This window comes from Natronospira elongata (assembly GCF_034931365.1).
In the GTDB taxonomy this organism is placed as follows: Bacteria; Pseudomonadota; Gammaproteobacteria; order Natronospirales; family Natronospiraceae; genus Natronospira; species Natronospira elongata.
On the sequence record NZ_JAYGII010000049.1, the window covers coordinates 1 to 13,257 of the forward strand.

Annotated in this window: 10 protein-coding genes; 7 read left to right on the top strand and 3 right to left on the bottom strand. The window is 64.5% G+C overall.

The window, feature by feature from the left end:
* The first annotated feature begins 172 nt into the window (after positions 1-172).
* A complete protein-coding gene (locus VCB98_RS12795) occupies positions 173-1,255 on the top strand; it encodes a patatin-like phospholipase family protein (RefSeq protein ID WP_346053162.1) in 1,083 nt (360 codons plus the stop codon).
* A 112-nt stretch (positions 1,256-1,367) separates the two neighbouring features.
* Positions 1,368-3,587, top strand: coding sequence for an EAL domain-containing protein (locus tag VCB98_RS12800; RefSeq protein WP_346053164.1), 2,220 nt, complete (start codon positions 1,368-1,370; stop codon positions 3,585-3,587).
* 31 nt (positions 3,588-3,618) lie between these two features.
* Here the strand turns inward: VCB98_RS12800 and VCB98_RS12805 are convergent, their stop codons facing one another.
* Together VCB98_RS12805 and VCB98_RS12810 are read right to left on the bottom strand one after the other, a co-directional pair.
* Positions 3,619-3,963 carry a hypothetical protein gene (locus VCB98_RS12805; RefSeq protein ID WP_346053166.1) on the bottom strand — a complete coding sequence of 115 codons (345 nt, stop codon included), beginning with the start codon at positions 3,961-3,963 and terminating at the stop codon, positions 3,619-3,621.
* Positions 3,960-7,202 (bottom strand): S41 family peptidase, encoded by a 3,243-nt coding sequence (locus tag VCB98_RS12810; protein WP_346053168.1) that lies wholly within the window; start codon positions 7,200-7,202, stop codon positions 3,960-3,962. The genes VCB98_RS12805 and VCB98_RS12810 overlap by 4 nt, the downstream gene beginning before the upstream one ends.
* Before the next feature lie 233 nt (positions 7,203-7,435).
* On the opposite strand from VCB98_RS12810, the gene VCB98_RS12815 reads away from it, so the two are divergent.
* Genes VCB98_RS12815 through VCB98_RS12835 form a run of 5 tightly spaced genes read left to right on the top strand, consistent with a single transcriptional unit; the run spans position 7,436 to position 12,728 of the window.
* Positions 7,436-8,341, top strand: a complete 906-nt coding sequence (locus tag VCB98_RS12815; protein ID WP_346053170.1) for an ABC transporter ATP-binding protein — start codon at positions 7,436-7,438, stop codon at positions 8,339-8,341.
* The gene (locus VCB98_RS12820) at positions 8,338-9,111 is read left to right on the top strand and encodes an ABC transporter permease (RefSeq protein ID WP_346053172.1); all 774 of its coding nucleotides are present in this window, start codon (positions 8,338-8,340) and stop codon (positions 9,109-9,111) included. Before VCB98_RS12815 ends, VCB98_RS12820 begins: the two co-directional genes overlap by 4 nt.
* Positions 9,112-9,125: 14 nt before the next feature.
* Entirely contained in the window at positions 9,126-10,955 is a 1,830-nt protein-coding gene (locus tag VCB98_RS12825) for a CIA30 family protein (protein WP_346053174.1), read from the top strand.
* Positions 10,948-12,129, top strand: coding sequence for a histidine kinase (locus tag VCB98_RS12830; protein WP_346053176.1), 1,182 nt, complete (start codon positions 10,948-10,950; stop codon positions 12,127-12,129). The genes VCB98_RS12825 and VCB98_RS12830 overlap by 8 nt, the downstream gene beginning before the upstream one ends.
* Entirely contained in the window at positions 12,126-12,728 is a 603-nt protein-coding gene (locus VCB98_RS12835) for a response regulator transcription factor (RefSeq protein WP_346053178.1), read from the top strand. Before VCB98_RS12830 ends, VCB98_RS12835 begins: the two co-directional genes overlap by 4 nt.
* Positions 12,729-12,851: 123 nt before the next feature.
* On the opposite strand, the gene VCB98_RS12840 is transcribed toward VCB98_RS12835, so the two are convergent.
* Positions 12,852-13,257 (bottom strand): hypothetical protein (locus VCB98_RS12840; protein WP_346053180.1); only part of this gene is annotated, 406 nt, incomplete at its 5' end.

Below are 13,257 nucleotides of genomic sequence, written 5' to 3' on the forward strand. Positions count from 1 at the left end.
AAATCCCGTTGGCCCACAAGGGGTTGGCGCTGAGAGCGCCTGCTTCTGCGTTGCATTGCTTGCCCGTAGCACAGAGGCTACTGTGCTGCGCAATGCGCCTTGAATCAGACGCTCTCATCACCAACTGCGGGCGTGAATGGATTGATCAGAGGTTCCTTAGCCCAATCAAACAATGACCAGACAGGACCGTAAAGCCATGCAGCATCTGGAGTTGCGCGCCGGGCCCAAGGCGCTTGAACGGATTCGGGACGAGGGCCTGCAGCCTTCTCAGGTAACCGCCATCAGTGCCGCCTCGGGCGGGCCCAAGTGGCTGATCCTGGCCGGCTTTGATCAGTACTTCTTCGGCCAGTGGCTGGCGACGGCCGAGCAGCCCATCACGCTGACCGGTTCTTCCATCGGGGCCTGGCGCATGGCGATGCAGGCCCTGCCGGATGCCGACGATGCCCTGGCGCGCTTTCTGCACAGCTATGTTCATGAGCAGCGCTATCCCCATCGACCGGGGCCGGCGATCATTTCCGCCGAATGCCGGCGGCTGCTGGATCTGGCCCTGGGCGAGACGGGCGCCGAGGCGGCCGCCAACAATCCGCGCCGCCCCCTGCGCATCATCGCCAACCGCATGGCGCCCGAACGCCGCCTGTCCACACCGGGGCTCTATGCCCGCCTGCTGGGCGCGGCCACGGCCAATCGACTAGGCCGGGAAAAACTGGGGCGCTGGGTCCGCCGCAGCCTGTTCGAAAGCGAGGCCGCAGCGGACACGCTGCCCGAACTCAATGACCTGCCCACCGAGCGCGCCCGGCTGACGGCCGACAATCTACGCCCCGCCCTGCTGGCCAGTGGTGCCATACCGGGGGTGATGGAAGTCATTCACGATATTCCCGGCGGCAAGCAAGGCACTTACCTCGACGGCGGGATCACCGATTACCATCCGGCCCTGCCGGAGGACACCGGCGACGGCATCCGCCTCTTCCCCCACTTCTATTCCTTCGCCGTGCCCGGCTGGTTCGATAAATCCAATGACAAACGCCACAACCGCCTGCCGGGCCTGGACAACACCCTGATTATTGCTCCTTCCCGGGAACTGGTCGCTTCCCTGCCCCACGGCAAGATCCCCGACCGCAAGGATTTCTACCGTTTCAGCGACGAGGAACGGATTGCCTACTGGGAGCAGGTTCTTGATGCCTCCCGGCGCATGGGGGAAGCCTTTCTGGCGATCAATGATTCCGGGAAGATAGCCGACTCGGTCCGCCCACTCTGAGCGATGACATCATCGACCTGGCTGCCTGGGAACAGACAGCGGTGAATGGCTCTGCTTGAAGAGGCAAGGCTTTCAGGCTGGCCGAAAGAATGGGTCCCTGATAGATTTCAGAATGAATACTTTTCATTATGACACCATGTCCCCGACATCCGCTGACCAAACACCCTTTCTTCTCCAACCGGAACGTCAACCGGGGCCGGTAGCCCATGGCCTTGCCGCTCTGTTGACCCTGCTGGGCATGGAGTTCGGTTGGTATTTCTGGGTGGGGGAAGGCACCGGGGCGCTGATCTGGCCACCGGCGGGCCTGGCCGTTGGCCTGGGGCTGGTCTTTGGTTGGCGCATTGTTATCGGGCCGGCACTGGTGGTGGCCCTGTGGGGCGGGCTAAACACCGAAGGCAGCATCTGGACATGGACCCTGCCCGCTCTGGGGCTGCTCATGCAGACGGCGGTAGCCGTGGGTGGGCTGCGTTGGCTGCAAGGCCGTCAGATGTTTCGCGGTCCCACCCGAGAATTGCTTGGTTTCTGGCTGTTCGGGCCGGCCATCGCCGGGATGGTGGGCGCTGGACCGGGCGTCACCACCCTCGCCCTGCATACGCCGGTGTTCGCCGAGTACCAGTTCATGGAGATCTTCGGGGCCTACTGGCTGGCGGAGGCCCTGGGCATCCTGATGGTGGCACCGGTGACCATACTGCTGGCAGCCGCCCTCAGCGACCGGCGCCTTCTCCAGGCCCTCGAACCCGCACGCTGGCAATTGCTCTGGACGGGCGGCCTGTGCCTGCTGGCTTTCCTGCAGCTACAGATGGGCCGCGCCGAAATGACCGGCTTCGCGGGCATTCTGGTCTATTTCTATTTTCCCTTGCTGGCGGTGGCTGCCGGCCTGGGACAGCCACTCTTTCAGGCGCTGGCCACTGCGGGTATCGCCACCGCGTTCCTGGTCCAGGCCCTGACCGGTTTCGGTGGCAGTCCGCCACCCAGCGACAACGCCGAGATGATCGAGGTCATTGTGGTGGTGACGGCCTTCATCATCATGACCCAGATTGTTTCTGCTACCAGTGAATCCATTCGCCGACACCTCCGACACGCCAGAAAGATGGCGAGGAGTGACTATCTCACCGGCCTGCTCAACGAGCGTGGCATGGCCCAGGCCCTGGAGGGCCATCGGAATGGGCAGGCCACCCTGGCTTTGCTGGACCTGCCGGTGGCCCGAAAAATCTTTGATCTAGGCGGCTTGGAAGACGCGGATCGTTTCGAGCAAAGCCTGGCCGATACCCTTCATGAACAGGCTAGTCCTCATGGCCAGGCCGCGCGCCTCGGTCGCGGCCTCTATGGCCTGCTGCTGCCGGGCCCGAGCTCGGCCAGCCGAAACGGGCTGGACACACTTTATGAGCACCTGGAGGGACAGATTGTCCAGGCCGGCCGCATTCCGCTGGTACTGCGGCCAGCCATTGGAGCGATCCAAATCGATGCCGAGGATATGGCGCCACAAGAAGCGGTGGCCCTGGCCTCCCTGGCTTCAAAGCGTGCTGCCGAGCAACCGCCGCCGTGCATTCGAATCGATGATCATTACTCCCGACTACTTGAGGAAGAACGGGCAGACCAGGCCACAGTCAGCGCGGTGAGGGAGGCCCTGACACGAGAAGAGGGCTTTGAGCTTCACGGGCAACTCATTACACCGCTGTCGGATCAGGGCGATGCGCCACCCCGCTATGAGCTGCTGCTGCGCATGCCCGATGGCAATGGTGAGGTACTGGCACCGGCCGCCTTCCTGCCGGTCGCGGCCCGCCACCGCCTGATGCCCGACATCGACCGCTGGGTGGTGCAACGAGCGCTGCGTCTTGCGGCGGCGCGGCCGGAGGCCGTATTTACCATCAACCTGTCCGGGGACTCACTCAGCGACCCGGCACTGGGCGAATGGATCGAAGCCCGTCGTCACGAGTCCGGCGTCGAGGCAGAGCGCATCTGGTTTGAGATCACGGAAAGTGAATCCGTCCACGACCCGGAGGCGGCGGCGTCTCTGGTGGTACATCTCCGCAAGAGCGGCTTTCGCATCGCTATCGATGACTTCGGCACCGGCCTGGCAAGCTTTGAATACATCCGCAATTTCAGCATCGACGCCGTCAAGATCGATGGCCGCTTCATTCGTGACCTGCGCAGCGAAGCGACCGACCGGGCCATCGTGACGGCAATCCAGCGGCTTGCCCACGAGACCGGCCTGAGCACGGTGGCTGAGTTCGTGGAAGACGAGTGGACCATCGACTGGCTACGCTCGGCGGGTATCGACTACGCCCAGGGCTATGCCATCGCCCGGCCAGCGCCCATGACTCGGGAGTGAATCCCGACGATACCGTGGCCGCCTCGGGCAGTCAGTGGGTCTGCTTAACGAAGTGACGCTCCATGAGCGAGATTATGCCCATCTCGTCCAGGCTGTCTTGACGCGCCTCACCGATGAACTCGAAGTCTTCGGTACCGATTGTGCCGATGCCAATTCCCACGCTGTCGGGCAGAGAATCCTTGAGGATGAACATCAGGCGCTGATTGGAATGGCGGTCATCGATGCTGACCGCGTCCACGTCATCGCCCAGGCGGCGCAGGCTTTCATTGCTGGCGCCTACCATGGTCGAGGCCTCGGGATGGCGGGCGTTGAAGGCCTTGTTGGCCTCGGTGGCCTTGTCCACCAGGGCCTGGAGTCTTTTGCCGAATAGACTCATTGCATCGCTCCTCGCTCCACGTCCCGCCCCGGGGTACCCAGGGGCGGGATGGGTTGGGCTTCCGGTTCCTGGACGGGATGTTCATCCAGGGTTTGCAGCAGCTCGCGCACGGCTCGCTCAAGCTGGGCATCCTCGCCCCGCCAGGTGGCATGGGGCAGGTTTTCCACCTCGATATCCGGGGCAACGCCGTGGCCCTCGACGATCCAGCGCCCTTCACTGTCAAACACCGGCAGTGAGGCGGCCCGCATCAGGCCATGGTCCACCAGGCGGTTCTGATCGCTCAACCAGACCCCGGCGCCGGCGGTACGTTGGCCGATCAGCGGGCCCAGGCCCAGGGTCTTGACCCCGGCGGAGAAGGTCTCGCCGTCGGAATAGGTGAGCGGATCGATCAGCACCGCCAGATGGCCCCGGAAGGTGTTCTGCATGTTCCAGAACTTTTCCTGCCCTGGCGGCTGCCAGAAGGACCAGGCCCGGCGCAGAAGTTTTTCGATGATCCAGGAATCGATATTGCCGCCCCGGTTCCGGCGGACATCGATGATCAGTCCTTCCCGGTCCACGTTGGCGTAGAACTCGCGGGCGAAGTCGGCGATGTCATTGGGACCCATGGCGCGCAGGTGGAGATAACCGATGCGGCCATCGGAGAGGGACTCCACGGCCTCGCGCCGGCCCATCACCCAGTCCCGGTAACGCAGGGCATCATTCTCCCAGCGACTGACGGGGTGCACGATCACCGCACCACTGTCCCGGCCCCGGCGATAATCCAGCCGTGTTTGTTCACCCGCCCGCCAGGCCAGCAGTTCATGGATATGATCCACTTCACTCACCGGGCGGCCGTTGACGCGGGTAATCACATCACCTTCCTGAAGATCCACGCCGGGTCGCACCAGCGGGGAACGCTGGCTGGGCAGTTCCGGGTCACTGCGATAGATTCGGGCGATCCGCGCACCCGCCTCGACCGGCTTGAAATCCGCACCCAGGAACGCCGGGCGGGCGGACTCGGGATCATCACGGTATTCACCGCCACGAACCTGGGAATGCAGGATCCCGAGCTCGGCCACCATCTGGGCGAGCAGATCATCCAGTTCCCGGCGATCGGCAATGCGCGACACAAAGGGCTCGTACTTTTCGCGTACCGCCTCCCAGTCCACGCCCCGCATCTCGGGGTCGAAGAGGAAATCCCGCTGCATGCGCCAGGCATCGGCGAACATCTGCTGCCATTCCTCGGCCGGGCGAATGGGCAGCCGCCAGTTGCCGATCCGAACCTGGGCTTCTTCCAGGTCGCCGGGCATCTGCCCGCCCGCCGGAACGATGAACAGCTCACCATTGCGCCGCACCAGCATGCGGTCCCGCTCGGCCGACATCTGCAAAAGATCCAGGCCTTCGGCAAAGGTCTCGAAGCGGGGCCGGTCCTTGCCAAAATCAATGGTCCGGACCACGGGCGCGCCGCCGGTGGGCCGGTCGATCACAAACAGCCGGTCCTTGGCGACAGCCAGGCTGGCGAAATTGCCCGGCTCAACCGGCACCTCATGTAAACGCTCCGCGAGGCCGTCCCATTCAATGGCGGGCGGCTCATCGTTATTGCCATGGTCCGGGCGGTCCTCGATCAGCTCATGGCGCGGCTGCAGGGGGAAGACATTGCCCGCCTGCAGGGCGATGGCATAGAGCTGGGTGCGCCGGTCAAACATCGGCCCCATGTTGCGATCGCCCCAGGGTGAACCGGGCGTGGCCTGGAAATGGCGGTTGGAGAGGAAATACAGCCAACGCCCGTCCGGGCTGAAGGCCGGCGAATGGCTCTCGTAGCGATCACTGCTCAGGGTGTGCATGACGCCGCTGCCGAGCTCATACAGCAACACCTGCACCCGACGCTGGCTACTGTCCGGGCGAACCACCGCCAGGGCCCTGCCGTCCGGCGACCAGACCAGCTGGCGATAGCCCTCGCCGTTGGAATCATCGATCTGGCGATTCCGGCCCCGGCGGTTGTCATAGAGATAGAGCCGGCCATCCATGTCGTGATGGGCCACATAACGGCCATCCGGGGAAATGCTCATGCCCATGCGCTGGGTCCGGGCATCGTCGGTCAGTTGCTCCCCTTGGCCCTGCCCGTCAGCCGGAAACCGCCACAGCTCCACCTCGTCACTGGCATCCACAAAGGCATAGACCCACTCACCCTCCGGGCCGAGCATGGCCTGGCGGGCTCGGCTGGCCTCCGGCAGTGCAATCTCAACCCGCCGCCGCTGCCCCGTGCCCACCAGTGCCAGGCGGCCGCGGGCGGTCAGGACCACCCGATCCCCGGCGGGGGCAAAGTGGATGGCATCCAGATAATCGGTGGGCTTGTCCAGCCAGCGCTCACGGGCATGGGCACGATCGGAGGAGAGCGCAATATCGAGTTGTCGGTCCTCGCCCGTGGCCGGGTCAAGCAGGCGAATGTCGGCACCGTGCTGATAAACGATCCGGCCATCCGGGCTGATGCTGGGCCGGCGGACTTCGAAATCCTCGTGCTCGGTCAGGGCCTCGAAGGCGCCGCTGTCCGGATCCAGCTGGCCCAGATTGAACAGCCCGCTGACATCACTGCGCACAAAGAGCTTATCGTCATGACTCATGGGGTGGGTGAGATTGGCGCCGTGCTCTTCGGCCAGCCGCCGCGCTTCCTCGTCACGGCCGGCATCGAAGCGCCACAGCTGGGCCATGGCCCCGCCCCGGTAGGCGCGGGCATTGTCGGCGGTCACGGCAAGACCAAAGCGGGTGAAGACCAGATCGCTGTCATCCAGATAAGCCCCTTCCCGGGCATCCGCCAGTGGCAGCTCGGTGACCGCGCCATCTTCCGGATTCACCTGGTTCAGCAGCCAGTACCAGCTGGGTCCGATCCGGTTGTCGGAGGCAAACAGCACCTCACCCGCCGGGGTCCAGCCCTGGACCTGCACGAAACCGCCTTCCCAGGTCAGGCGCCGGGGCTCGCCACCGGCCGCCGGCATGACATAGACCTCGGCACTGCCCTCATAGCGCCCGGTAAAGGCAATCCATTCCCCATCCGGGGAAAAATGCGGGTCACTGGCTTCGCTGGCGTGGCTGGTCAGCCGCCGCGCCATACCACCGTCCACCGGCACCGCCCAGAGATCCCCCTCCGCAACGAACACCACGGTGTCCTCATGCAGGGTGGGCGACTGGTAGTAGCCGAGAGAAGCAAACAGGGGAGTTGAGAAGGCAAGAACCAGAAGGAAAACCAATCCACGAGCGACCATGTATGACTCCATCCAAGGCAGTGCTTATAGGGGGTGGCTGCAATCGCCAGCCAGTGATTCTGCGAAATGCCGGACGGGCTGTCCATGGCTTCCCTGGACTCGGCCCATCACACCACCCGGGGGGATATCCGGGCTGATGTGACAAATGTCACGGGAAACTGATGACCAACGCCACTACCGGCCCAATTCTTCAGAGCCCAGACTGCCCGGAACGTTCAACAAGGGAGCGAACCATGGCCACTTGCCATTCCATGCTGGGTTTCGAGGACGTGTCCTGCCGGCGCGGCGGCAAAACCGTGCTGCAGGATGTGCATCTTAGCTGCAAGCGCGGCGAGACCCTCGCCCTGCTCGGCCCCAACGGGGCCGGCAAGACCAGCACCATCGGTCTGGCCCTTGGCCTGCTGCGTCCCAGTGCCGGGCGCATTCACATCGACGGCCATGCCCCCGGCAGCCTGGCGGCCCGCCAGACCATCGGTGCCATGCTGCAGGGCGGCAGGCCGGCCCAGGCCATGACGGTGCGGGAATGGCTGATGCTGGCCGGTGCAGGGCGGGGCCAGCCGAGCCCGCTGGACGAGGCCATCCAGATGGCCGACATCGAGGACCTGCTCGAGCGCCAGTGCGAAACCCTGTCCGGCGGCCAGCTGCAGCGGGCACGCCTGGCCGCCGCCCTGGCCGGCCAGCCCCGGCTGCTGTTTCTGGATGAGCCCACCGCCGGCATGGACATCGACAGCCGGCATCGTCTCTGGGCGGGGGTAGGCCGCCTGCGCGAAAACGGCTGCGCCATCCTCATCACCACCCATGATCTGGACGAGGCCGAGCAGCTCTCGGATCGGGTGGCCCTGCTGCACGAAGGCCGTGTCATCGCCTGCGATCACACCGCGCACATCGGTCGCCGGGTGCCGGGCCGGGTCATTCGCTGTCGCACCCGTCTCGAGGAGGCCACCCTGGCCGCCTGGCCCGACGTGGAGGGCGTGCGCCTGAGCGGCGGCCACACCACACTCATGGTCCGTGATGCAGAAGCGGTGCTGCGCCGACTGCTGGCCGCTGACCCCGAGTTGAGCGCACTGGAAGTGCGCAATGCCGGCCTGGAAGAAGCCTTCCTGCACCTGATCCACGACCACCGGGAGCAAGCCGCATGAATACCGTTACCCTGCCATCGCGAGCCGGATCCACCGCCAGGGCCCTGTGGCTGGAGACGGAAACCGAATGCGCCCGCCTGCTGCGCATGCCCGAATCGCTGGTGCCCACCATCGCCTTTCCGGCCTTCTTCTACACCCTGTTCGGGCTGGTGTTCGATATGGGTGCATCCAACAGCGCCGCGACCTATTATCTGGCCATGATGGGAAGCATAGGCGTCATCGGCACCGGCCTGATGGGCACGGCCATCGGCACCGCCAGCGAACGCAGCGGCGGCTGGCTGGACATGCGGCGGGTCATGAGTCTGCCGCGTTCCGGCTGGGTGGTGGCCAAGCTGGTGGCCAACCTCTTTGCCGGCCTGCTCGCCCTGCTGCCCCTGTTTTTCCTGGCGGCTGTGTTCGGCGAAGTGCGCCTGAACCAGGGCCAGTGGATCGGCCTGGCCCTGACCCTGCTGATCGGCGGCCTGCCCTTCTGCGCCATTGGCCTGATGATCGGCAGCAGCATGGGCGAGCGTGCCGCCATTGCCATTGCCAACCTGATCTTTCTGCCCATGCTGTTCTTTTCGGGCTTGATGATTCCGCTCGCCTTCTTCCCGGACTGGCTGCAGGGCATCGCCCCCCTGCTGCCGGCCTGGCATCTCGGCGAGCTGGCACTCATGCAGACCCGGGGTGATAGCGCCGGACAGCTTGTTCACTGGCTCGTCCTGCTAGCCTGGGCGGGACTGGCATCGGGGCTCAGCGCCTGGCTGCTGCGCCGCAGCCGACAACAATAGGGGGATAGCACATCATGACGACCACCAAGCAAAAGCGATATCTGATCATGGCGGGATTCCTGCTGGCTGTACTACTCTTTTTCTTCCTGCTGCCCACGCCGCAGACACCGGTCCAGCATGCCGACGGTGACATGATCATGGGCAATGTGCGCATCTTCGATGGCGAGCGACTGCTGGAAGACCATCAAGTCCGTATACGAGACGGGCTGATCGCCGCCGTGGAGCCGGCCAGCGCCGACCCGGATGAGGCCGGCTTCATCGACGGCCAGGATGGATTCCTGATGCCGGGGCTGATCGACAGCCATGTGCATGTCTTCGGCAGCGCCCGGGAGGATGCCCTGCGCTTCGGCGTCACCGGCATGATCGATCTCTTCACCGATCACCGCCAGCTGCCGAGCTTCAAGGAGGACCGCGACAGCCGCCAGCCCACCCGCCGGGCCGATGTCTGGTCGGCAGGCACCCTGGTCACGGCCGAGGGCGGGCACGGCACCCAGTACGGCATGCCCATCCCCACCCTGGATGACCCGGACCAGGCCGGGAGCTTCATCGCCGAACGCCTGGCGGAAGGCTCGGACTTCATCAAGCTGGTCTACGAGGGCGGCGAGGCCTTCGGCTTCGAGACCAACCGCCTGTCACAGGACAGCCTGCAGGCGGCCATCAGGGCCAGTCATGAGGCCGGCGTCCTGGCGGTCACCCACATCGGCAGCCGGGAAGAGGCCCGTACCGCCCTTGCCGCCGGCACCGACGGCCTGGTGCACACCTTCTCCGATGCCGACATCGACGAGGAAATCATCGAATTGATGAAGGACCAGCGTTTCCTCATTCCCACGCTGACGGTCGTGGCGAGTGTCGTGGGTGAAGGGGCCGGAGAGAGCCTGTTGGCCGATGAAGGCGTGCAGGCTCGCCTGAGTGCCGGGCAGAAGGCCACGCTCGCGATGCGCTTTCCCACCATGGATGGGCCCGCCCGCTATGACCATGCCGAGACCTCCGTTCGGGTGCTGAACGAGGCTGGCGTCCCCATCCTCGCTGGTAGCGACGCCCCCAACCCGGGCACCGCCAATGGCGCCAGCCTGCATGAAGAAATGGAGCGGCTGGTGGCGGCCGGCCTGAGCCCGCGGCAAGCCCTGATCGCCGCCACCGCGGCACCGGCGGATGCCTTTGGCCTGGATGATCGTGGCCGGATCAAGGCCGGTCATCGGGCGGATCTCGTGCTGGTGGATGGCAACCCCATCGAGAACATCAAGGACAGCCGCCGCATCCGCAAGGTCTGGAAGAACGGCCATGCGGTGGATCTCGATCCGGCCGCCGCACGGGCCGAGCGTGAGCGCGCGGCAGGCGAAGCCGTGCTGTTAAGTGATTTCGAGGGTGACCGCTCAGTGGCCTTCGGCCATGACTGGGAATCGAGCACCGACCAGCGCATGGGTGGTCAATCCGAAGTGGCTGTATCGCAGGAGCGGGAGGATGATGTCGGCTTTCTGCGGGTGCGCGGTGAGATTCGCAGCGGCTTCAGCTGGCCCTATGCCGGCGTCATGTGGTTCCCCGGCGACACCCCCATGGCGCCAAAGGACCTCTCGGACTTTGACGGGCTGGAAGTGCGTCTGCGTGCCGATGTCTCCACCCTCCGCGCCCTGGTCTTCAGCAGTGCCAACCAGAGCATGCCCTCGGAGATCGACTTGTCCGTCGAAGAGGACTGGGGCACCGTCAGGATTCGCTTTGACGAATTCGATGGCATCGACCACACGGCGATCACCGGTTTCGGCATTTTCGCCGGGCCATCCCAGGGGCCGTTCCGTTTCGACATGGAACGCGTGACACTCACACCAGCAGGCGCCGGCAATGACTGATTCTCGTTCAGGCAACCAGCACCGCGCCCAGGCCAAGGCCTGGGCGCGGCCCCTGCTCGCCATCCACCGACGCCTGTTGCCGGATGATCGGGAGATTGGCTGGACGCCCTATCTCTGGCTGGTCTACCTGAGCTTCTTTTTCATCGAGTGGTTCTTTCGCCCCGTCCCGGTCTGGGAGTTAGCTCTCTCCGGCCTGGCCCTGGCGGTCTTCATTGGAGCCTATTTCCGCTCCTTCTGGGTGGGCAGCCGCCAACGTCTGCGGATGATTGTGCTGACTACGCTGATCGGCCTGGCCATCACGCCCATCAACAGCGGCGGCATTGTCTTCTTCATTTATGCCGCGGCCACCGCCGGCACTCTGCTGCCACGCAGCCTGGCTCTGGGCACCATGGCCGCTGTCATCCTGGTGGTCCTCGCCCAGTCAGCCTACCTCGGCCTGCCCCTTCAGTACTGGCTGGTGGGCACGGTGATCGGTGGCTTCGTGGGCCTGGCCAATCTTTACTACACCGGCGTTTCCAGCGAGAACGCCGCCCTACGCCTCAGCCAGCAGGAGGTCCAGGCCCTGGCCGCCACGCGGGAACGGGAACGCATCAGCCGGGACCTCCACGATCTGCTCGGCCAAAGCCTGGCACTGATGTCGCTCAAGGCCCAGCTCGCCCGCCGCCTGATCGACCGCGACCCGCAACAGGCCGAAGCCGAACTGCACATCATCGAGGAACAGGCCCGCGAGGCCCTGCAGCAGGTGCGCGATGCCGTGCGAGGCTATCGCCGGGCAAGCCTTGCCAGTGAATCGGCGGATGCCCACCTCAGCCTGGTCTCCCAGGAGGTCGAGTTCGACTACGAGCTGCCCGAGCAGCCCCTGCCCGCTGACGTGGATGCCGAGCTGGCCCTGGTGCTGCGCGAAGCGGTCACCAATGTCCTGCGCCATTCCCGCGCCGAGCACTGCCGCCTGACCGTCAGGCCATCCGGCCAGGATCTGCACTTTCACTTCAGTGACGACGGCAATCCAGGCATGATTGAGGAAGGCAATGGCCTCAGTGGCATGCGCCAACGAATCGCGGGCCTGGGCGGGCGTTTCCATGTCAGCACCGAACAGGGCCTGCACATCCAGGCCACCCTGCCGAATGCCCTGGCCACACAGACACCATCCGGGGAAAAGGATAAGGCCGCGTGATACGCCTACTGCTGGTAGAAGATCAGACCCTGGTACTGGGCGCCCTGGCCGCCCTGCTCAACCTGGAAGAGGACCTTGAGGTCTGCGGCCAAGCCGCCAATACCGAACAGGCCCTTGCCCTGGTGGCCTCGGAACAACCGGATGTGGTCATCACCGACATCGAAATGCCCGGCAACGACGGCCTCACCCTCGCCGCCCGCCTCAAACGCGACGCCCCCGACATCCGCGTCATTGTCCTCACCACCTTCGCCCGCCCGGGTTATCTCAAACGCGCCCAGGAGGCCGGCGTCTGCGCCTATCTACTCAAGGACGGCCGCGCCGAAGCCCTGGCCGATGCCGTCCGCCGCGTCTGCAAGGGCGAGCGCATCATCGACCCCGCCCTCGCCGCCGAAGCCTGGCAGTCCCGCGACCCCCTGAGCGAACGCGAACGCCACTGCCTTCGCCTCGCCGGCGAAGGCCACAGCAACAAGGAAATCGCCAAACGCGTCCACCTCTCCGAAGGCACCGTCCGTAACTACCTCTCCCAGGCCATGAACAAGCTAGACGCGGATAATCGGATTGAGGCGTTTAATCGGGCCAGGGAGTTAGGGTATTTGTAGGGGTGGGGTGGTTCTGATGAATTCTAGGTGGCCGTAACGCCGACCGGAGCGGCGGGCTTGGAGCGGAACGGAAGCCCGTCCGGCGTAGGCCCGGCCAGGGCCGGAGCGAACTCGAGCGCCTGGTTAGGCAGAATCAATAACGACTTCGACATTCTCATAGGCCTCGAGTAGCGGCTCTAGAACTGAATCCCCTCTCTTGCACAAGGCGACGGACTTGATACTCCTGGGCTTGTAGCGCTTCATTAGCTCGGCCGAGAAAACGACCTGGCCCATTAGGTACATACCCAGACGTTTTGCCTTCGTCTGCACAACAATAATATCCTTACCTTCGATCTCTACTTCCGACTTCTTGGCTCGCATTTTTGGCCCATCCGGAATGATCACCGCATCCAGAATACGCGCACCATCATTCTGACCTCGCGGAATTGCTGAAAATTCTTCAACAATCGTTCCTCCTACCTTCTCCCAGTACCGCAAGGTCATCGGCGTCTCTCGTTTGCTCATTCTTAGAAAACTCCTGCCTAACGCC

Excerpts from the sequence above, each read along its gene's own strand:
- VCB98_RS12795 (WP_346053162.1), top strand. The coding sequence starts at position 173 with ATGACCAGACAGGACCGTAAAGCCATGCAGCATCTGGAGTTGCGCGCC.
- VCB98_RS12800 (WP_346053164.1), top strand. The coding sequence starts at position 1,368 with ATGAATACTTTTCATTATGACACCATGTCCCCGACATCCGCTGACCAA.
- VCB98_RS12805 (WP_346053166.1), bottom strand. The coding sequence starts at position 3,963 with ATGAGTCTATTCGGCAAAAGACTCCAGGCCCTGGTGGACAAGGCCACC.
- VCB98_RS12810 (WP_346053168.1), bottom strand. The coding sequence starts at position 7,202 with ATGGTCGCTCGTGGATTGGTTTTCCTTCTGGTTCTTGCCTTCTCAACT.
- VCB98_RS12815 (WP_346053170.1), top strand. The coding sequence starts at position 7,436 with ATGGCCACTTGCCATTCCATGCTGGGTTTCGAGGACGTGTCCTGCCGG.
- VCB98_RS12820 (WP_346053172.1), top strand. The coding sequence starts at position 8,338 with ATGAATACCGTTACCCTGCCATCGCGAGCCGGATCCACCGCCAGGGCC.
- VCB98_RS12825 (WP_346053174.1), top strand. The coding sequence starts at position 9,126 with ATGACGACCACCAAGCAAAAGCGATATCTGATCATGGCGGGATTCCTG.
- VCB98_RS12830 (WP_346053176.1), top strand. The coding sequence starts at position 10,948 with ATGACTGATTCTCGTTCAGGCAACCAGCACCGCGCCCAGGCCAAGGCC.